The organism is Amphibacillus sp. Q70 (assembly GCF_052055485.1).
Lineage (GTDB): Bacteria > Bacillota > Bacilli > Bacillales > Amphibacillaceae > Amphibacillus.
Genome location: NZ_CP197171.1, coordinates 1,030,313 through 1,052,782 on the forward strand (window position 1 = coordinate 1,030,313; position 22,470 = coordinate 1,052,782).

Below are 22,470 nucleotides of genomic sequence, written 5' to 3' on the forward strand. Positions count from 1 at the left end.
GATTAAATTATTTTTTCTACATATGGCTGGCGAAGCGATTAGAAAAACGAAACTTGTTGCAGCAATAGAGTATATAAGCTATTGCTACACTTATAGAAGATGTTCAAAAAGTCCGGTGAAAACGACACATCGAATTTCTTCGTTGGCTTGTTTTTCCGCTACTCATGTATCTAAATAATACAGAGGAAGTCCTGTTAGAAACGTCCACGTCCTGGGATTGGGACTACGGATACTCGTCCTACCAAAGCCATTTTTGGACAACACAGAACTCATCACATCTTGTGAAAGCCCGTTACTTAAAACTTCGCCGCCTCGAACTTCTCGATCCTTTTCTTCCTCCTTTTTGAACATACACTTATACTATTGAATTATATTCCCATCTTCTAATAGTATAAACATTTCAATGTACATTTAGTATGGTTATCCATATCAGGAACTATACATCATTATCGCTTTAATTTTTCCAATGCTGATAAAAATGAGTGAATATACTGATAACGTTCAGGATATAGATTCTTTTGAAATGTAAAGGTGATTTTTAATTTGTTTTGTTCAGTTCCTAATAATATCATCTTACCAAAGTCCATTGCATAATTAAATAACTTTTCTCCATCGATGACTTGACTAGCCTTTTCATCAAAAGTAACGATAATTTTATTTTTGACTTCTTTAATGGTTTCAACACGTTCTGCCTTCGCATTTACTCGTAACTGACAGACACTTAATAAATGCTCAACCTCTTCAGGGTAATCACCAAAACGATCGACCAGCTCTTCTTTAATATCCTCGATTCCTTCGTTACTATCTACTGACTGAAACCGCTTATACATATTTATTTTCTGCTTACCATCTGAAATATAATAATCTGGGATATAAGCTTCGATGGCTAGATTTAATTCAGGTTCAATTGGCTTTTCTTCGTGATTATCTTGATCTAACTTCCTTCTCTCAATCGATTCTTTCAGCATCTCAGAATACATATCAAACCCAACTGAATCAATAAAACCATGCTGCTGGGCACCTAATATGTTACCAGCACCTCGAATGGAAAGATCTCGCATCGCAATTTTAAAGCCTGAACCTAACTCAGTAAATTCTTTAATAGCTTGCAATCTTTTTTCAGCAACCTCAGATAAAACCTTGTCTTTCTGATAAGTGAAATAGGCATAAGCGATTCGATTACTTCGCCCTACTCGACCACGTAGCTGATAAAGTTGACTTAATCCCATTCGATCTGCTTGATCAACAATGAGTGTATTGACATTCGGTATATCTACGCCTGTTTCAATAATGGTTGTACTCACGAGCACATCGTATTCACCAGCTAAAAAAGCAATCATCACATTTTCTAATTCCATTTCGTTCATTTGCCCGTGGGCAACAGCCACTCTTACATCATCAACAAGCATTTCAATTTCTTGTGCCTTTTGTTCAATGTTTTCTACTCTGTTATAAAGGAAAAAGACTTGACCGCCTCGTCCCACTTCTCTTTCAATCGCTTCTCTCAAAAAGATCGGATTGTATTCAATCACATAAGTTTGAATTGGAAAGCGATTAGCTGGTGGTGTTTCAATCACTGACAGATCACGGACACCTAGCATTGACATATGAAGTGTTCTTGGTATTGGTGTGGCTGTTAGGGTAAGGACATCAACATTTGTTTTTAATTGTTTAATCTTTTCTTTATGTTTAACACCGAATCGTTGTTCTTCATCGACAACTAGCAAGCCAAGATCTTTATATATCACATCTTTTGATAGGAGACGATGAGTTCCAATAACAAGGTCAACAATTCCATCTTTTAAACCTTTTAAAGTCATATCTTGCTGTTTTCGGGTTCGGAAACGGCTTAATAACCTTATTTCAACCGGATAATCTTGAAAACGTTCTAAAATGGTTTCATAATGTTGCTGAGCTAAAATAGTTGTTGGGACCAGAATGGCAACTTGTTTTCCCTCCAGTACCGCTTTAAAAGCTGCTCGAATCGCTACTTCTGTTTTACCGTAACCCACATCACCGCAAAGCAATCGATCCATTGGTCTTGACTTTTGCATATCTTGCTTAATTTCTTCTATACTTCTTAATTGATCTTCTGTCTCTTGATAAGGAAACGCATCTTCAAATTCACGTTGCAATAAACTATCTTCACTAAAAGCATAGCCTTTTGTCGCTTCTCGCTCAGCATAAAGCTTGATTAGCTCATCGGCAATATCTTCAACCTTAGATTGGACCTTATTTTTAACCTTTTTCCATTCTGTACCACCCAGCTTATACAGTTTGGGTTCTTTTCCCTCAGACCCAACAAATTTTTGCACCAAATCGATTTGCTCAATTGGGACAAATAAACGATCATCACCGTTATATTTCAAAAGCATAAAGTCTTTATGGACACCCTGAACTTCTAATGTTTCAATACCAACAAAACGGCCAATTCCATGATTAACATGGACAACATAATCGCCTTCTTTTAATTCCTGATAACTCTTCATTCGTTCAGCATTTGATAGTTTTTGTTTTTTCTGCTGGCGCCTTTTAGATTTTGCTTTAAAGAGCTCTTGATCTGTTATTACTGCTATTTTATGAAGGGGTAATTCAAATCCAGCCGTTAGATTTCCAACCATAATCACAGGCTGTAAAATAGGTAATTCAGTTGTTTGATCTGCTAATCCGACTTCAATTTGATAATCTGCTAAGATCGACTGGACTTTTTCTGCACGTTGAGGTGTTTGAGCAAGAAAGATAACAGAATAATTTGCTTTACGCCATCGTTTTATTTCACCCTGTAACAAATTCATCTGTCCATGAAATTGTTGCATCGCCCGACTTGATACGTTAACAATATTTTGTGGAGCTGTATTTGCTACATGCCTTAGGAAAACAGATAAATATATTTTTTGCTGGTTTAAGTTTTGCCAAATATGCTCCCAGTCATAAGAAAAGTTTAAATCTCTAACCACTTTTTGATCAGCTAATAAGGATTCAATAAGTTCTGATTCTTCTTGGTCAAGATACTCAGCTGACTCTTGAATTCGTCCCATTTCATCAAGAAAAACATAACCGTCTTCCCCTAAATAATCTAGTAAGCTAGCAGGTTGCTCATAGAAATAGTGACTATATTTATATATATCTTGGAATTTTTCATTAGCTCTTAACTGTTCAATTTCACGGCTAATATGCTGATGCAGGCTCTTCTTAGCTTGAGCATCTTGCATCTTGCTTAGAGAATGAGATAGACCTTCTTCTAATCGGTCAGCAGTCCGGCTCATATCTTGATCCAATAATAGTAGTTCAATCGTCGGCTTAATCGTTATACCATCAACTTTTTCTAATGAACGTTGTGTCGTCGTATCAAAATATCGAATCGAGTCTACCTCATCATCGAACAACTCAATTCGAAGTGGATGGCTTTCTGTAATGGGATAAAGGTCGATAATACCACCGCGCATACTAAACTCTGCCGGATTAGATACCATATCAACACGGTCATAGCCCATTTTTAACAGTAAAGCTAAATAGTTCTCTATATCAATCTCATGACCTACTTGGAACGTTAAATGAAAGTGTTCCCAATAGTGAATGGGGGGTAAGATCCGTTTTAGAGCTGCCACTGGGGTAATTAAAATACCATCATCTTGCTCTAGCCACGATGTTAAAGCTTTAATTCGTTGACTTCTTAACTCAGGACTTGAAACGGCCATCTCTGCTACGAGTAGCTCATTTACTGGATAGAGGTGGACACGTTCTGGATCAACAATTTCTATCAAGTCATCATGAAATTGTTGGGCTTGTGACAGCTGATTGGTCACAATAAGAGCACGTTTTTTTACTTTCTCATGAATCGAGGCAATCCAAAAACTTCGTGCTGAGCCTGCTAATCCTGTTATAATTTGTTCATTCAAATTTGATTCAATTCCAGTCACGATCGACTGTATATCATCGTGCTCTGATAGATATTGATCAATTCCTCTCATTCTTTTCCCTCCAAAGGTTTAACACACGCTCACACTTATACTTTATATATATACGTGCAAAAATGCTTTGGTTATTAGAAACCAAAGCTTATTATTGATCGTCTCACCTTAATATTTAATGAATAAAATAATCCAATTCTCGATAGCTCGGATAATGATATAATGCAGATTCACAGTTTTCACAGATCACAAAAACATCTGCTTCATTAGGACTATAATATTTGATCATCTTTTCCTTTTGGTCAGTCGTTAAATGATTAAATCCTAACCGATCCAAATTTAATCGATCATGATTAAGATCAGCAATTGTTGTTTGACAGTGCTTACAGCGGTAATGAATCAACACAAATGATTACCTCCTAACCTTGCATTAGTTCTAGTATTTCCGAACCGGAGGCCCTTATACATTGTTCATTTAGATTGATTCATTTTATATATATGTTATTTAATTATATTCATTCATCACTTCAAGAAAAGACTTGTTTAACCACGCTTCACAAGCATCTGCCGAGCGCTGGATACTTTCTTCAACCAATCCTTGTTCTCCCTTACGAAACTTTCCTAATACATGGTCTGTCACAGTCACGTTAAGATCAGGTCGATCAATACCAATCCGAATCCGATTAAAATTCTTCGTTCCCAATGCACTAATAATCGAGCGCATGCCATTATGTCCTCCATGGCCGCCTGTTTGTCGCAATCTGATCTTTCCTGTTGGTAAATCAAGATCATCATAAATAATTAATAATTCATTTGGTTCAATCTGATAAAAGTCCACCAATGGTTTAACACTATCACCTGATAAATTCATATATGTTTGTGGTTGCAGAAAAATAATCTTTTCTTTTCCGATAAAGTTCATTGTATAATGACCATTAAATTTTTTCTTATCTAATGACCAGCCATGGCGCTTTAACAACTCATCAATCACCATAAAGCCTACATTATGTCGTGTCCGACGATACTTTCGACCTGGATTACCCAAACCAACAATACATTTCATTTCTTTCCCATCTTTCTAATATTCATATATGGCTAACATTGTACTTGTTTTTAGAACAAAAATAAAGTATAAGCTGTTCTGATTGTTGTGTTAGCCAATTTGATTTGAACAAATTGACTTATCATTATATCTTTATGATAGACTCTAGTCTTTACTTATTACGATCAACTATAGAGGCATGTTTTTTCCAATCATATAAAAAGAATCTGGCTCATGTTTAAAAGGCTGGCGGGATTTTCCCGACAGCCTTACATTGAGCAATAATTAGCCCAGGAACTAATAGCATTACTCTGTATCTTCTTCGTTTTCACCTTTTTGGTTCACCAATTCTGGTTCAGCAGACTCATCTTCTTCAGACGGCTCTAAATCTTCTTCTACACCAGGAGCTGTAACAGTAACAATTGTTGTATCTGGATCATCTAATACTTGATAGTTTTGAGCTTCTTTTAAGTCAGATACTATAATTGCATCTCCAATTCCTAATTCCGATACATCGATTCGAATAAACTCAGGGATATCAGCTGGTTTCGCTCTAATTAAAAGCTCATATTGTGGTTGCTGTAATATACCGCCTTCCTTAGCACCAACAGCCTCTCCATCTAAATAAATAGAAACCGAAACATCCATTTCTTGAGACATGTCAACAATGTAAAAGTCCGCATGTGTTAATTGCTCTTTGATCGGATCCGTTTGATAGTCATGAAGCATGACATCAACTGCTTGTCCTTGTTCTACATCAAGGGTAATAACAGCATTTCGACCTTCATCACGAACAGTTTTTAATAATTCAATACTATCTACAGCAACCGTAACTGGATCTTTTTTATTACCATATACAACTGCCGGTATAAAACCCTCATTTCTCAATTGATTAGTATTTGATTTAGATAAATCATCTCTACGTATTGCTTTTAATTTTACTGCCATATTTCTCATCCTCCAACATTTTTTTCATTTATACTGATTCACAATCGTCACATCAAATCAGAAACACAAAAATTTATTCAGCTATCGCCAAGTTCCCTTAGCTTGTCGACAGGAAATAAACAATTCGCTTACTTCATACATACATATTAAACACTTTTTTTATAAATTAATCAAATAATACACTAACAGGTAACTGCTCATGTACTCTGATAATTGCTTCACTTATAAGAGGTGCAACTGATAAAACTGTTACTTGATCCGTTTTTTTCTCTTCAGCTAAAGGAATAGAGTTCGAAACAACTAGATCCTTGATTGGAGATTGTCCAATTCGTTCTATTGCTGGACCAGATAAAACAGCATGTGTACAGCAAGCATAAACATCAATTGCACCATTTTTAATCAATGCATCTGCCGCTAAACTAATTGTTCCAGCTGTATCAATCATGTCATCAATTAAAATGGCCGTTTTTCCATTGACATCTCCGACAATATTCATAACCTCCGCCACATTTGGGCGTGGACGCCTTTTATCTATAATAGCAATAGGTGCTTTCAATCGTTCTGCTAGTTGACGGGCACGTGAAACCCCACCATGATCTGGGGATACAACGACGATATCCTGTAAATCCTTTGATTCCCAATAATCACCTAAGATAGGTACACCAACTAACTGATCAACCGGGATATTAAAAAAGCCTTGAATTTGTGGTGCGTGTAAATCTAATGTAATAATTCGCGATGCTCCAGCAACTTGCAATATGTCAGCAACTAGTTTTGCCGTAATAGGCTCCCTAGGTTTTGCTTTTCGATCTTGTCTAGCATACCCATAATATGGCATAACAACATTAATCGTATCTGCTGATGCTCGTTTTAAAGCATCAATCATAATTAATAGTTCCATAATATGTTGGTTGACAGGTGCACTAGTCGATTGAACAACATATACATCACACCCTCTAACACTCTCTTCTATATTGATTTGAATTTCGCCATCACTAAAACTCGAAACAGAACACCGTCCTAAAGGTACCCCTATTTGTTTAGCAATGTCCAAAGCCAAATCCGGGTTAGAGTTAAGCGTAAATACTTTCAAAGTTCGATCTTGATATCCCCTTGACATTTAGTCAAACCTCCATATCGTCTATTTTGATAATTTATTAATCTTTTTTGCATATTCTGCTTTATTGATTTGCTTTGCCCGTGCGATTGATAACGCCTCATCTGGTACATCTTTATTAATTGTTGATCCAGCTGCAATCAATGCCCCACGCCCAATCGTAACTGGAGCAATAAGGTTACTATTGCAACCAATAAAAGCACCGTCTTCAATTATGGTTTTATATTTATTTTTTCCATCATAGTTGACAGTAATGGTTCCACATCCCACATTAACATTTTTTCCAATCTCTGCATCACCAACATAACTTAAGTGAGATAGCTTGCTACCAAAATCAATTGAGGATTTTTTTACTTCAACAAAGTTACCAATCTTTACCTCATCATCAATTTGCGTATTTGGGCGTATATGAGCGAATGGACCAATATTAACATGAGAACCAATGTTACTTTGATGCACAATACTGTGAATGACTTTTGTTCCTTCGCCAATTTTGCAATCTTCAACTTCACTGTTAGGTCCAATAACAGTGTCGCTACCAATTGTTGTTTCACCCTTTATGATTGTTCCTGGCTCGATAGTAACATCTGTTGCTATTTCAACAGTTGGGGCAATATACGTTTGATCAGGATCGACAATCGTTACGCCATTTCTCATATGTTGTTCATTAATACGTTGTTTCATTAATTTTTCAGCTCTGGCTAAAGCAACTCGATCATTGACACCAATCGTTTCACTTGAATCATTGGCCTGAAAAGCGCTAACTTTTTCTTCTTTCATCTTAGCAATCTCAATGACATCTGGCAAATAGTATTCTCCTTGTGCATTATTATTTGTAACCATCGCCAATGCCTCAAAAAGAAATTGGTTATCAAAGCAGTATGTACCCGTATTTATTTCTGTCACTAATAGTTGGTCATGAGAAGCATCCTTCTGTTCAACAATTTTCTCTACATCCCCCGCCTCATTCCGAATGACGCGACCATAGCCTGTTGGGTCAGGCATTAACGTGGTTAAAACCGTGACCTTAGCACCTGTAGTTTGATGCTGATTAAATAGCTCTATTAAAGTTTCCTTTGTTAGTAGAGGAGTGTCACCACAAACGACCAATGTTATGCCTTTTTTATCTTCTAGCAATGACCCTGCCTGTTGAACAGCATGACCCGTTCCTAATTGTTCCTCTTGAAGTACATATAACGAGCGTTCACCTAATTGTGCTTTAACCTTTTCTGCTCCATAACCAACCACTGTAATTATTTTTTCTAAGTCAAGTGCTTCGAGTTGATCAACAACATGTTGTACCATTGGACGTCCCATTACCGGATGGAGCACTTTATATAATTTAGATTTCATTCGAACTCCTTGACCAGCCGCCAAAACAATTGCATATCTATTTGTCATGTAGGAAACCTCCACCTATAATTTATCCCGCCTTAGCCAGCAATAAGATCTCCACTTCAAAAATTCGAATAAAATTACGAATGAATAGCGATAGACCAATTACCAACAAAGATCTAATTCATCCAAATGCTTTAGGTTACACCCTTGAGTTGAATATTAGTATTTCGTTTAAATAATGATTAATAAAATTATACCACTAAAAAATATATCTTAAAAGCTCATCAATTTCAATACACTAAAGCAAACTATCTAAGTATTTACTCATAGTGTGTTCAAAAGGAAAAATAAGAAGAATGGCATTGATTAAATTAGCCACGTCCTGAAACTCAGAATAAAAAACCGCTTATCTATTTAACCATTCTCCTTAGTGCGGTTACTCATTATTTTGTGACTACACTGATACTAGCACCTCTGTACATTGAAAGTTAAAAACCACACTATTACGAGCATAAGCCATATCTTCTTCGATTTACACTACTGACACTTCTAGTAGAAACTTTTTAACAAGAAAAGACATTTTCTTCGGCTTTTTTGAACATTCTCTCATAGAAAAAGTCTAATCATTTGATTAGACTCTAAAATTAAAAATAATTTATGAAACCCCGGCTTCTTCATACTTCGATTCTACTTGATTGGCTTGTTCATACTTCGCTAAAACAGCATCTTGTATTTTCGCACGCATATTTGCATTAATTGGGTGAGCAATATCACGAAACTCACCGTCTGGTGTGCGTTTTGATGGCATCGCAACAAAAAGACCATTGTTCCCATCAATAACTCGAATATCATGAATCACAAATTCATCATCTAGTGTAATAGAAGAAATCGCTTTCATTCTACTTTCACTATTAACAGTGCGTAATCTTACATCTGTCACTCTCATTATGTTCACCACCCTTTTCCTTACACATGTTTAGAGATAATTTCAACAAGATGAGGCAAAATTCCTGCTAAATTTGATATTTTTGAAAAATATTTTTCAAAAATGATTCTTTTTTTCTAATTTCACAATTAATTACTCAACTTGAGCACACTTAAGCCTTGATAACGTCTAGTAGACTGTTGTCAGTACAAAAATGAGCGAAAGACTTACTAAAACAAGCGCTATACCTAAAAGTGAACCTTTCCTTAAACCATTTACATTTAATCAAAGGATCTAACGACAATAATTGACTTAGTTAAAAAAACTCACTTAGAATTAGGTATTTAACACCCCTTCATAAGTGAGTTTTATTAATCGATTTATGATTAATCTGTAGTAAAGAAATTCCCTTTTTTAACTTCAATATGTTTGTTCTTCTCATCAACATTCGAAATTTGTAGTAATGATGTATAATCTGTGATAATACGTTCATCTTCTTCATCTTCGGCTTCGGCTAGGACACCAATAGCTGCAACAGTTGCATCAAATTCCTTTAATAAGCTCTTCATTCCATCAATCGTCCCGCCTGCTTTCATAAAATCATCAATAATACAGACCGTAGCCCCTTGCTTCAAGCTCCTTTTTGTTAAAACCATGGTTTGAATTTTACGTGAAGAACCAGAAACATAATTAATACTGACTGTTGAACCTTCAGTAACTTTTGGGTCCCGTCTCACGATAACAACAGGTACATTTAAAAATGAAGCAACAGCATAAGCTAATGGGATACCTTTTGTCGCAACAGTCATGACAACATCGATATTTAAAGGTGCAAATGCAGTAGCAAAAAGGCGCCCAAGCTGCCGAACAGTTATTGGCTCTCCCAGAATATCACTCATAAATAAATAACCGCCAGGAAGAATGCGTTCTGGGTCTTCTAATCGCTTAGCTAAAGAATTGACAAACTCCAGACTTTGATCTTCGTCATACTGAGGAAGGTAACGAATACCGCCAGCTGCACCGGGAACAGATTCAACATACCCGATTCCTTCTTTCTTGAACATTCTGTTTATAATAGCTAAATCTTCGCTTATTGATGATTTAGCTGCATTATAGCGACTAGAGAAAAAGGGCAACGAAATAAGCTCCAGTGGGTGTTCTAATATATAATGCGTCATACCAATCAGGCGATCACTTCTTCTCAATTATTTCACCTCTAAAACCGAATATTTTTTTATAAATATATCATTTTATCCGGATATATTCAAGTTTTGTCATAACCTAACATTCTAACGATAAAAACTTCTTGGCAAAATCCTCTTAGGCTATTATACATTCTTTTGGCACGACTTTGATGACGAGTAAGCCCATAGACAGTTGGACCACTGCCACTCATTAATACCGCATCTGCGCCAGAGTTTTTTAATCGATCTTTAATCTGAGCGACTTCTTGATGATGTGCAAAGGTAACTTGTTCAAGCACATTACCTAAATGCTGCGTCATTAATTGATAATCATCAGCCTCGATCGATGAAATCATTAATTCTGTGTTCGGATGCTTTATATCTGCTAAATTAAGATCCTGAAATACAGTAGGTGTTGATACGCCAATTGATGGCTTGGCCAACACAACCCAGCAGGCTGGTGGCGCGGAAAGTTCAGTAATGATCTCACCACGACCTCTCACAACTGCTGTCGAATTATAAACACAAAAAGCAACATCTGAACCAATTTGTACACCTATATCTGCTAATTCGCTGGCAGGGATATTTAACGACCAAAGTTGATTAAGTGCTCTTAGAGTAGCTGCTGCATCACTGCTCCCTCCCGCTAAACCAGCAGAAACTGGGATATATTTATCAATTGTAATTCTAATGCCTTTTTTTATTTGATAGGTTTTCTTAAATAGTGCTGCCGCTCGATAAGCTAAATTTCTTTTATCATTTGGGACATATTTGCTATCTGAAATAATTTCTATTTTGTCTTCATCTAATTCAGTGAATCCAAGGCGATCTGCCAAGTCTACTGTCGTCATTATCATTTCAACTTCATGATAACCATCTGGCCGTTTAGATAAGACATCTAAAGTTAGGTTTATCTTTGCTGGGGCCTTTTCAAAAACCTGCATATATGTCACCCTTTTCATACCATTCAATCCACTTAATAAGATCATCATAACATATTTCTTATTAGTGTTAGCGACAAATTTTTTATGCAGTAAATGATTTTATTATTGTTCTTTAGCGTTTAATTTCTAGCCTGTTTATGATGATATCATTACTCAATTTTATCATTCTAAAAAACAGCAACAAAAAAAGCAGTAAAAAAATTACTGCTCCACAACTGGTACTATACTTTTACCCTCGATGAAGTTTAACTCTACTGTCTCTGTTAAAATATCCGCATAGCTGTATGAAACACGTTCAAAAGCATTTTCATCTTGATCCAACGCGACAATAAAAACTGAAGGGTATGTTTCAGCTAATATTCCATGGCGCTCTATCGTCTTTCTTCTACCGCCATTTGCAATAAGCTTAAGGGGTTTCCCGATCTGACCATCTAAGATACGTTTAATTTCAACCAAAGTTTTTGCCACTATACTCCACCTCTCTAAGATGATTATAGCACAAATCACATTATTAGTCAATAAAATATTTAATTATAACAGTATACCATTTTACTTGTCAATACATTTTATTTTATTTAACTATAATTCACGATTTTGTCGATTATTTGTTAGTATTATGGCTCCGATTAGTTAAAATATTCATCAAAATGGAAATAACTTTGAACTTATTCATTCTTCTCCCAAATATGGCATTCCTGTACGTAAAAATCCGCGTGTTTCAATGCCACCCAAGCCTTTTTCACCGGTAAGCGTGTTCCGCAAAACATCAGATACCGTCACTTTATCCATAAATGATGTATAGGCGAGCTTCGCCGTAATATAAACAGGGTCTAATGCGTGAATGTTAATTCTCGAGGGTGAACTTGCAAAATTAGCCCCCGCTCGAATAATCGATTGAAAGTGTGATTGACAAGCCCCAGCAAAAATAACAAGTTGATCTAAATTTGACTCTACTCGTCGGGCTTCTCGCACCGCTTCAACAAAATACTTTGAATGGCGATAAGCTTTTAAATCGTTCTTATCACCCCTTTTCTTAGAATAAGCATCATGTCCAGTAATAACGACAACATCGGGCTGAATCCGTTTAATTAATCCACCTATTTCTGCCGGCATATCTGTTTCAAGTATATATGATCCATGAACTTGTAAACCGATTCGTTTATATAGTTCAATACATTTTTTTAAATAATGACGATCACCATCCAGATGTAAAACACGAGCAGGGAGTTGAAAATAACTCTCCTGCTGATAGCCCTCAGAAACATCATATATCCGTTTTTCCTTCATCAATTGATAATCCTGTCTAAACAATCGAAAGGAATAATCAACTTGCTCTTTTTCATTTTCTCGATATGTTTTTTTATCACGTTCAGTTACTTTTTCTAAATCATTTAAAGGTGCATCTGCTTCTAACCGCAAATCTTCACCATGAAGGATGGCGGTATTATCATCAATTGAACAAATTCGAAATACAATATCGTGTTGATGTGATACACGTGTAACAAGGTCTCCGACAACAAAATCCATTTTAGCTGCCCCCTCCCATTCTAACAATAGCCTATGTTGCCAGGGAAAAGGGTGTGCATTGCCTAAACAAAAAACTAAAAATAGCTATATGAAGGTGATGGATTGAATAGCCTTGGGAATTTAGAAAATTTGTAGAGAAATAGCAAGGATAATAAGGAATATTTCTAAAGCGTACAAAAATAGCACTAGAATGATTAATTTCTAGTGCTATAAATATATTTGTATACAGAATGACATTACCGTTAAAAAAAATAAATCCAAAACCAAGTAAAACACTCGACTTAGCACAAGCTACAATTACTCGTTCTATGTTTTTCGGCAACACTTACTATCGGGCAAAAAGTTTATCCAATGCTAGTCTTCCCTTTACTTTTGATAAAAAATATTTGCTAATCGAGCAAACTCCTCCATCGTTAGTGACTCTGCACGACGATCACCATTTAATTCTACTAACTTTAGTTTTTGCTCAATCGTTTCTTTGTCATAATCTGCTTTAAAGTATCGAGCTAAATTATTTCTTAACGTTTTTCGCCTTTGAGCAAAGCTTGCTTTAACAAAATCGAAGAAAAATACTTCATCTGTTACGTTAACTGGGGGAGTCTTTCGATAAGTTAAATGTAATACAGCTGAATCCACGTTAGGCTGAGGCATAAATGCAGTCTTTGGCACATTTAAGGCGTTAACTGCCTCAGTATAATATTGAACTGCAATAGATAGCGAACCATAGCTTTTACTATTAGGTTGAGCTGCCATTCGCTCTGCTACTTCCTTTTGGATCATAACAGTGATACTTTCAAGAGGCAGTTCTGCCATCAATAAATGCATAATAATTGGCGTTGTCACATAATAAGGTAAATTGGCAACAAGTTTGATTGTTTGATCAGGCTCAAAATGTTGTTGAATCATTGCATTTAAATCTGACCTCAAAGCGTCCTGAAAAACAATCGTAATATTATCATAATCCGCTAGCGTGTCTTGCAGAATCGTTTCAAGTCGCTGATCAATCTCAAAAGCAATCACGCGGTCAGCAAAAATCGCTAATTGTTCAGTCAATGCTCCCATTCCTGGACCAATTTCAATGACTCCAATATCTTCTGTCACTCCTGCTACTTTTAAGATGTTTTTCAATATATTCACATCAATAATAAAATTTTGACCTAAACTTTTTTTAAAAGAAAAACCATATTTATTTAAGTATTCTTTTGTTTTACTCGGTGTCGCAATTGCTTTTTCTTTACTCATCATCTTCCTCCTGAAAAATGGCTTGCATTTCCGCTGTTAATTGATCTGGCGTAATTTGAAACATCTGGAGTCTTTTAAGCAGTTGCTTACCATTCGCATAACCGATTCGCAGACGTTCTGATAATTTTTCCCTCCGTGCCTTAGCGGATCTCCCACCAATTAAACCAAACTCAAGTAAATCGTCCCGAGAAATCAGACTTTGTTTTATATCTTCTAATTGATAAACTTGTACCAAAGCTTCTTTAATTGACTCAGGCGTTGCATGTTCAATACCGATTCCTTTATCATGCTTCCCTCGAGCCTCATCCTTTGTTAAAAAGGCATGCTTACAGTCTGGAATAGCATTAGCAATAATATGACGAATCCTTTGACCTGGATAATCTGGATCGGTGAAAATTATGATCCCTCGTTTGTCTTGAGCATGTTGAATCTGATCAAGGATCGTTTGATTAATAGCTGATCCATTTGTTTCAATTGTATCTACATCGAAGACTTGTTTAAGTTTAGCTGTATCATCTTTTCCTTCAACAACAATAATTTCTTTTATTCGCAAAGCTTTAGCTCCTATCAATAATGGCTTATATTAATTAACAATTCGCAAAACCACATTTTAAAATCGTGAGGAAATAAGGAATCCTCCCGAGTCATTGCCGTTTCTCTTTATTATAGACTTGACTTTTTAATAAACGCAAGTCATTAAGAAAAACCGGGCAAACCCCGCCCGGTCCTTTTCTTCTTAGCCAAATTAGAGCACATCTGATCATTTATATTCATAGCCATGCCCCCCTTTATAATACTCTGGATACATTGTTCACAGTTGAATTGAGGCGGAACACTTGGATCCAATGTTGTCAGGTTAGTACAACAGCTAGTCCGTTTCATAATCATCTGTTACTGGCAGTCGATTAAAAATAAAAGCAAAATCAAGTTTGGCGAAATACAGTCAAGTTAACGAAAATGCAATCAACTTTTCCGAAATACAATCAAGTAAGCGAAATTACAATCAACTTTTCCGAAATACAGTCAAGTTAGTGAAATTACAATCAACTTTCTCGAAATACAGTCAAGTTCATCGCTTTACAAGCAAGTTCAATGCTTTCTATAACGTCTTTCACAATTTATGCTTAATTTCTTCGCACGAACCTTTATTGCTAAATTGAGTTTTGTACCTTAAAAACTCAATAAAAAAATCTTTGATGACAACCTATTTAACTATGCTCTAACAAGGCAACAAATAGCTGTCAATGACTCTTGATCTTCTCCTTTTTCCGAACCGGTATCCAAATCTCACAAAAAAGATTGTCTTCTGTCTGAGAGGGGTATAATTCAAAGTCTGCCGCATCAAGCATTTCATAAGACGAACTTGGTAAGAACTCTTTAAAAATACGATCCCAAGCCTCACCAATACAGCTTGGATCTGAACCAATACAAGGAAATACAGCCCACAAAGAAGGTTCTATTGTCCACAGTCGATAACCCTCTGGTATTTCCCCTGACTGATACAAGGTACCAATCCCATATTCAAATTGCTTGCTTTCTTTTGTTGTTGACGCACATACACCATAAAAATCCGTTCCATTTTGAGCAAGGAATGCGCATACACCATTCTTCCATGATTCAGCCCAAAAATCTGCAATCGCTGTACTCTCTGGATTCACTGTATGCTCGATATCAAATGTCTCTACTTTCGCCAATAATTGAAAAGGCTGACGCTTAACAATTTTATAATCCATTTCACTTCCACCCTCCACTTGAATTTTAATGACGAGACGATTAAATGATTTGAGACTGTGCCCTAACTGCTTTGCCTTATAAGGTGATACACCATGAAATCTAGAGAAGGCTTTCGTGAAACTTTCAGGCGTATCATAACCATACTTGAAAGCTACATCAATAATTTTTTGATCCGATGTCAAAAGATCTTCACCAGCCAATGACAATCGTCGCTTTCTTATATACACATTTACTGTCATCCCTGTAATCATGCTGAATGTGCGATGAAAATGATAATTTGATTGATGGAGATATTTAGCTACATCCTGATAATGAATAGGTTCTAACATGTGTTGCTCAATAAATGCAATGGCTTCCTGAATATCTGTTAAAATATTGATCTTAATCACCTCTTAAAACAAGTTTATCAGCTAAAGTTAAAGAAATCCTGTCGATCTTTGCGCCACTTTGTCCGACTATTCTTGATCTTGGCTAACCAATGTTCCTTGATGAAAACACATTTGCCATTGACCCTGATATCGACGCCACAGGGATGAACGATTCGCAACCCGATTTTTATTTAAGGGCTCTTTCGTTTGATAGGTCGCTTGCACTAAATCTGTCGATAATTGAACACAATGGAACTGGCTGATAACAATCCCTGCATCACCTTTTTGATTTTGATTAGTTAATGAGTCCATAAGAAGCTGTTTATGGTAGATTTGACCCGATGTACCATACTCAATGAAATCATCTGCTAGCAAAGTCTCAAAATCACTTAGTTGCCGTTGCAAGAGCTGCTGCTCCGCTTGATAAAGTAAACATGATATGTTTTGCGCAGACATATTAGCTTTTGTTAGAGCATAAATACACGTATCTCTGAGAGCTTTTCCGTCAGCCGAGATATCATCATCCTTCAATATCGCCTCCAGTTGGAAACCCAGTCGCTCGGCCACCGCTCTACTTTTTCTATTCATCGGTTCACACCTAAGCTCGATTCGATTAAGCTTCAGCTCATTCCAACCAAATACAATTAATCCATGGGCTGCTTCTGTTAAATAACCTTTATTTGTGTAAGCAGAATGGAGCCAATAACCGATTTCTGCCTTTGGAACTCGCCAGTCAACCTGTTCAAAACTAATCGTACCAACATATTGCTTAGATGATTTAATAAAAATTAAAAAACGAAATGACTTGCGCTCATGAAAATCAATAAACGCCTGCCTACGGTTAACTTCTGTCTCCTCAAGCGTTGGTTTGCTATGAGCAAAAGACAGCCATGGCTTTAGCTCATTGATTGAATAACGAATCGCTTGATTAATTTGATAAGCATCCTCAGGCTCTGACGGAATTCTAAGAAATAATCTTTCTGTTTCGATTAAAGTCGGAACATTTAATAATAATGGGGTCATCTTAATCGCTCCTAAACTACTTTTTGATCCTAAGTCTAATCATTATATAATTTTGATCATTTAAATACTAGCTTTCTCAAGTAGTTATTGCACCAAAAACACCGAAGCCCTGTGATCTATATCACAGATCTTCGATTATTTTGAATGAAAGTATGTGATTATTTTTTATGATAAGAAAAAATTACTGTCCAGTAACCATTAGACCAAATTGAGCTAATAGTGCACTGCCAATATAGGTACCGACGAAGACAAAAACGGCAACAATAGCAATTTTCCATGATGTTTTTCTTAGATCTACCAAGCGATCGACAACAGATATTCCTGCAAAAGTTAAGATCGGTGTCGTAATCGACAGAAAATCTACGGATTGAATAGCCGTGACAAAGAAATCAAAGGTCAAGCACATGATTAACGAGGTTACTGAAACCCAACCCAGGATCGGAAAGTTTTTTACAAATCGAACATCCCATTTTTTCAACAATTCGGAAATGGTAACCCCAACCAACGAAAATAAATAGAGACTAAGCAAACCAGCGATTGTCATGCCATCAATCGGTGTGCTTTCCGGATTTTTCAACAATTTTAACTCTTGGGTAAACAAAATTAAGCTGACACTAAGTAATAAGACGAGTGCATATTTGACATATTGATTCATTCCTCTGCTCATGAATGATCACCTCTTACCAACAATTTATACATAAATTTTTGTAATGGGACGGCCAAGAAAATCATTGTAAATGTTCCTAGAAAGCTGGTTAGCAATTGGCTGGCCGCGGCATAAGACAAAATGGTACTTTCCATCTCAGGGATTCGTGCGACCAAGGTAGATGAAGCTCCCGTCATCATACTGCTCGATCCTACACCAGCAGCCATGGCCAAGGCTTCCACTCGGAAACCGATATCTAATAGAATCGGTGCAAGGATACTAAAGAAGAGGGCACCAAATATGGTTCCGATAATATATAAGGAGAGCACACCACGCCCCTCTTCTGATTCGAGTGTGTACTTCTCTGAGATATAAGCAAGTTCCCCTTCACGACCAATTCCTAGCGTTGCTCCAATCGCTTCTCGGCGTAAACCAATTAATATCGCAATCGGCAATCCAATCAATACAGTCCCTAAGTTACCTAATTCCTGAATAATAAAGACCCAGCCGATCTGTAATATTTCTTTGATCTGCGGCGCAACATCTGCCCCATACCTAGCCATAAGTGGGAGCATAATAAAAATTAAATATTTACTAGCAAAACTGACGTTATCCTTACTATAAATCCGCTTCATCAAACCCACTCTGAATAACTTTATTCCTAATAACATCGTTATAATAATTGCAAATACTAAGGGTAATAGCGTAATGGTCATCGAACCCATTGAAATGCTTTGAATACCAATCCACTCAGCAATCGTAATAACGATGACCACAAACACAAGTAACAAGGCAAAATTTAACCTCTTCATTTCCATCCCCTCCTATCTATTCGTCATTTTGCGATAGATGTTATAACTTTCAGATAATCTTGATAGCTTCGACGATATAATTTCGTTCGGTCTATCTTTCCATTCATTTCAGCCAAAACTTCTGTTAAAAACTGCGGAAAAATTTGATAGATAAAGACTGGATCAATATCAATAAAGTCATCTCCGTGAATCGTACCCGTAAAACCACTATAACCAATTTGAATACATGGAATCAGATAAGATAAATCCCCGATATCTCCTGCAGCACTGATGGCATTATCATTCAGCATGACAGCAATTTGATCATTTTCCTCAAAGGCTTCGGCAACAAAAGTAGATAAGTAGCGATTTTGCTTAAATGGCAGATAACCCATCTGTGTGTCAATCTCTACTTCTCCCATCAATGCGTGTGCTGAACCCATAGCTGCATGGTCAAGACGTTTCGCTACCTCTTTCATATAGTCAACAGATTGGGTCCGTAAATCCGTACCCACTGTCATATGATTTGGTATCACATTTGTTGACATATCGGACGCCATCACAATTGGATTTATTCGTACCTGTTCCTTCTCGTCTAGCTGTTGACGAGAGAGCCCGACCGCTGTATTGAATAAGGTGGATATATTATAGGCATTTACAGCAGAGAAGGGATCAAAACCTGCATGTGTTGCTTTTCCTTTAAAGTGATATTTTTTATATAAAAAACCAGCTAAGTCACTATTGATCTCAATCGTACGCTGTTCAAACTCACCGCCAATGGCATGTACGCAGATTCCGATATCAATATCATCGAATTCGCCTAAACGCATGGCCTCTGGCTTTCCACCGTAATGCTTAATTGTTCCTTGTTGATAGAGCTTTTCTCTGTATGCCAAATCTAAATATTCTTCAGCAGGGACAAAGACAAAGGATAGCTGATAATCATAGGTTTCATATTGCTTGCTTTCAAAAAGTTGCTGATACAACGCAAGTGCAATAGCAACTTGGGTATAATGACCACAATTATGTGCTGCCCCATTTTCTTTATTTGCTCGAAAGTGAGTGGGAGCATAGACTGCATCTAGTTCAGCAATAAAAGCAATATGGATATCCTTTTTCTCTGTACCTAGTGTTGTTCGGAAACCCGTTGTACTAAAATGATGAATATCAATGTCTGGATTTACCTGCTTCAAATAATCAATCACACACTTTTTCGTCTCTGTTTCCTTATATCCTAATTCTGGATTGGCATAGATTCGATCTGCAATCTGTTTGATCGCTTCGTATTGATTAGAAAAATCCACCAAACTCACCTCTTTATTTGATCAATTGTTGAGCTAATTATACCATTTGTAACACGAATAGACAAAGCTTTTCCGTTATTTTTACGAACGTTTAATTATATTTATTTATTAATGTTCGTTTTTAAGGCTAAATAAACGGTTCTTTATACTCATTTTTATTAAAAAAATACGGTAATAGCGAATGGATAATCTAGCAAAAGAACTGTCCACTCCTAGAAGCCGCTTGACTTTATATCGCGTAAATATGAGAAACTTAACTGAAGACCCTCTATGGGTATATTATTCATTTCAGAAGGTAACGCAGTCGCTTCCGCGCGAGGAAGCGAAGATGAGGTCATATAAATGGGGTTTGGTGGATGAGGATTCAAAGGTCTTAGGGATACCACATAATATGGCGGTCTTAGCCTCCCCTAGCAAAGACCGCTTTTAAATGGTACACCCAATTCCTGCAGCAAGCTAGAATTAACTTGAAAGTCTAGCTCTGAAAGTTGATTTCTTGACAAATGGCCAGGAACTCATCGAAATGGGTTTGTTTGGCTAAACGTTTGACTCGCGCTGGATCATTCAAAATCGTTACTAATTCTTCAAACAGCTGTTCAAAGGAATTATTACGTTCTCCTTTGAATGCCAACAATAGAACTAATTTAACTTTCTTACCTTGCCAATCAATAGGCCTTTCAAGAGAACAAATAGATACCGCATTCTTTTTAGCTTCACGTTTAATCGCATGGGGAATTGCATAATAATTTCCAAATGCGGTGCTAGACAATGATTCACGCTCTAATACTTGTTCTACATAGTCTTTTTTACAATAACCTTCTTCATATAACTGCTTACAAAGAAAATGGATGACCTCTTCCGGCGTTCGCTGTGGTTGATGTGGAAAAAAGAGTTCTTCTTTCAAAAAATGGGTTAAGACAGAAGCTGTTTGACTTCTTTCAATAAAAATTTGTGTGATCTCTGCTAAATCTTGTTCTGTTAAAAAAGATTGATAGTGAAAAACGGGTACATTCGTATTTAATTGCAAAGACTCAGTCGTTAAAATCAAATCTTTTCCTTCGATGAGTTCATTACTGATATCAAATACCGAATCCGCAACCGACAATTCAATGGAAAAATCCTTGATTCGGTTCAAATATGTTTTCACTATTCGTTGGTTTCCCACACCATAAGGCGAAATCAGCAAAACTTGTTTCTTCTTCTGACTACGGATATTCTCCAAGGCAGATAAAAAATGTAAAGAAAGATAAGCAATTTCGTCTTCTGGAAATTGAATATTTAAGGATTCCTGAATAAATGCCGCTGCATACACACTGACATTGTAAACAAACGGAAATTTATTTTTGATTTCCTTCAACAGTGGGTTGGTTAAATATTGATGGTGAATGGCTCGCTTGTATAAAGTAGACACATGTGTTAACAAGTAATCAACAATTTTCTCATCTTGCGTGAAATCTAAGTAAAAAATCCCTTTAATACTTTCAAATAATTGTTCAATGATCTCTTTTAATTCGATCTCTTCAAAGTTCTCACTGGAGACAATTGAACCTGAATACAATCGATAAATATAGGGCAGCTCTTTTTCTGGAATATCAATTTGAAAATGTTTCTCTAATAATCCAGCTAATTTCAGCGTAAGTTTCCGACTTTCTTTATCTATCATTACTGGTTTAGCTGTACTCAAAAAACTTTCCTTACTTACACGTTCCATCAGTACGGCAATATGCAAAAGAAAAGAAATAGTTGAAAAATCATTCATCAATACGTTCTCTTGCTGGTGAAAATGAATAATTAATTTAGATAATTTCATTAAATCAATTTGTTCAAAATAATCGGAATATTTTTCAAGACTTAATTTATTGGATTCAATTTCTTGATTTAAAAATAAAGTAAATACTCGACGTTTCTCTGCTTCCTCACCATCAATAAACAAACGATTGTTTTTCCGTTGAATGATTAAGTGTTGATTATGATGGATAATCAGATCATTTAGTTCTTTAATGATCTGATTTAAAGTAGATTCACTAATAAATAAGTCATCAGCTAATTCATAAAAATCACAACTTGCTTGATCAATGATGTGCATCAGCAGTTCAAAATAGATATTTGAACGATCCTTTTCCATACCATAGTTTTCAAGAGTTGGTTTTTCTATATTCATGTAAAATCCAGAACCAGGTTTAGACAGAATGATTGCTTGGTCAGATTGTGCATTTAACTGTTGAACGTCGTTTCGAATCGTTTTGGTTGATACTCCTAATTCTTTCGATAATTGCTGGGCTGTAAGAGGGAGCTTGCTAAAAGATAATTTCTCTATGATCTGCTCTTGTCGCTGGGAAATTTGTATCATATTTCCTTCCTCCTAAAGACATTATAGCTTATATTTTATCATAATAAGAGCATAGGAATTCCTATGCTCTTATTCT

General features: G+C 36.2%; 19 protein-coding genes and 1 pseudogene. All 20 read right to left on the reverse strand.

The window, feature by feature from the left end:
- Positions 1-446: 446 nt before the first annotated feature.
- Positions 447-3,971 carry a transcription-repair coupling factor gene (mfd, locus tag ACS127_RS04815; protein ID WP_440897296.1) on the reverse strand — a complete coding sequence of 1,175 codons (3,525 nt, stop codon included), beginning with the start codon at positions 3,969-3,971 and terminating at the stop codon, positions 447-449.
- A gap of 115 nt (positions 3,972-4,086) precedes the next feature.
- A complete protein-coding gene (locus tag ACS127_RS04820; protein ID WP_440897297.1) occupies positions 4,087-4,317 on the reverse strand; it encodes an anti-sigma-F factor Fin in 231 nt (76 codons plus the stop codon).
- 99 nt (positions 4,318-4,416) lie between these two features.
- Positions 4,417-4,974, reverse strand: coding sequence for an aminoacyl-tRNA hydrolase (pth, locus tag ACS127_RS04825; protein WP_440897298.1), 558 nt, complete (start codon positions 4,972-4,974; stop codon positions 4,417-4,419).
- Positions 4,975-5,259: 285 nt separating this feature from the next.
- Complete coding sequence (locus ACS127_RS04830) at positions 5,260-5,901, reverse strand: 50S ribosomal protein L25/general stress protein Ctc (protein ID WP_440897299.1); 642 nt, start codon at positions 5,899-5,901, stop codon at positions 5,260-5,262.
- A gap of 166 nt (positions 5,902-6,067) precedes the next feature.
- Positions 6,068-7,021, reverse strand: coding sequence for a ribose-phosphate diphosphokinase (locus ACS127_RS04835; protein WP_440897300.1), 954 nt, complete (start codon positions 7,019-7,021; stop codon positions 6,068-6,070).
- Positions 7,022-7,042: 21 nt separating this feature from the next.
- Positions 7,043-8,419, reverse strand: a complete 1,377-nt coding sequence (glmU, locus tag ACS127_RS04840; RefSeq protein WP_440897301.1) for a bifunctional UDP-N-acetylglucosamine diphosphorylase/glucosamine-1-phosphate N-acetyltransferase GlmU — start codon at positions 8,417-8,419, stop codon at positions 7,043-7,045.
- A gap of 592 nt (positions 8,420-9,011) precedes the next feature.
- Entirely contained in the window at positions 9,012-9,302 is a 291-nt protein-coding gene (spoVG, locus tag ACS127_RS04845) for a septation regulator SpoVG (RefSeq protein ID WP_440897302.1), read from the reverse strand.
- A 365-nt stretch (positions 9,303-9,667) separates the two neighbouring features.
- A complete protein-coding gene (purR, locus tag ACS127_RS04850) occupies positions 9,668-10,486 on the reverse strand; it encodes a pur operon repressor (protein WP_440897303.1) in 819 nt (272 codons plus the stop codon).
- A 59-nt stretch (positions 10,487-10,545) separates the two neighbouring features.
- Positions 10,546-11,409 carry a 4-(cytidine 5'-diphospho)-2-C-methyl-D-erythritol kinase gene (gene ispE, locus ACS127_RS04855; protein ID WP_440897305.1) on the reverse strand — a complete coding sequence of 288 codons (864 nt, stop codon included), beginning with the start codon at positions 11,407-11,409 and terminating at the stop codon, positions 10,546-10,548.
- Positions 11,410-11,610: 201 nt separating this feature from the next.
- Complete coding sequence (gene veg / locus ACS127_RS04860; RefSeq protein ID WP_440897306.1) at positions 11,611-11,877, reverse strand: biofilm formation stimulator Veg; 267 nt, start codon at positions 11,875-11,877, stop codon at positions 11,611-11,613.
- 201 nt (positions 11,878-12,078) lie between these two features.
- Complete coding sequence (yabG, locus tag ACS127_RS04865) at positions 12,079-12,936, reverse strand: sporulation peptidase YabG (RefSeq protein WP_440897307.1); 858 nt, start codon at positions 12,934-12,936, stop codon at positions 12,079-12,081.
- Positions 12,937-13,302: 366 nt separating this feature from the next.
- Positions 13,303-14,178: a 16S rRNA (adenine(1518)-N(6)/adenine(1519)-N(6))-dimethyltransferase RsmA gene (gene rsmA / locus ACS127_RS04870; protein WP_440897308.1), complete on the reverse strand. Its 876-nt coding sequence runs from the start codon at positions 14,176-14,178 to the stop codon at positions 13,303-13,305.
- Entirely contained in the window at positions 14,171-14,731 is a 561-nt protein-coding gene (rnmV, locus tag ACS127_RS04875) for a ribonuclease M5 (protein ID WP_440897309.1), read from the reverse strand. The genes rsmA and rnmV overlap by 8 nt, the downstream gene beginning before the upstream one ends.
- A gap of 688 nt (positions 14,732-15,419) precedes the next feature.
- Positions 15,420-16,301, reverse strand: coding sequence for an AraC family transcriptional regulator (locus tag ACS127_RS04880; RefSeq protein ID WP_440897310.1), 882 nt, complete (start codon positions 16,299-16,301; stop codon positions 15,420-15,422).
- A gap of 66 nt (positions 16,302-16,367) precedes the next feature.
- Positions 16,368-16,736 (reverse strand): nuclear transport factor 2 family protein, encoded by a 369-nt coding sequence (locus ACS127_RS04885; RefSeq protein ID WP_440898078.1) that lies wholly within the window; start codon positions 16,734-16,736, stop codon positions 16,368-16,370.
- Between the two features lie 6 nt (positions 16,737-16,742).
- Positions 16,743-17,303 (reverse strand): annotated as a pseudogene (locus ACS127_RS04890) (GNAT family N-acetyltransferase); the annotation flags it as partial.
- Positions 17,304-17,484: 181 nt separating this feature from the next.
- Positions 17,485-17,970: a hypothetical protein gene (locus ACS127_RS04895; protein WP_440897311.1), complete on the reverse strand. Its 486-nt coding sequence runs from the start codon at positions 17,968-17,970 to the stop codon at positions 17,485-17,487.
- The gene (locus ACS127_RS04900; protein ID WP_440897313.1) at positions 17,967-18,761 is read right to left on the reverse strand and encodes a DUF3100 domain-containing protein; all 795 of its coding nucleotides are present in this window, start codon (positions 18,759-18,761) and stop codon (positions 17,967-17,969) included. Before ACS127_RS04900 ends, ACS127_RS04895 begins: the two co-directional genes overlap by 4 nt.
- A gap of 23 nt (positions 18,762-18,784) precedes the next feature.
- On the reverse strand, positions 18,785-20,044 hold the full coding sequence (locus tag ACS127_RS04905; RefSeq protein ID WP_440897314.1) for a M20/M25/M40 family metallo-hydrolase: 1,260 nt from the start codon (positions 20,042-20,044) through the stop codon (positions 18,785-18,787).
- Positions 20,045-20,519: 475 nt separating this feature from the next.
- Entirely contained in the window at positions 20,520-22,394 is a 1,875-nt protein-coding gene (locus tag ACS127_RS04910) for a BglG family transcription antiterminator (protein WP_440897315.1), read from the reverse strand.
- Positions 22,395-22,470: the final 76 nt, after the last annotated feature.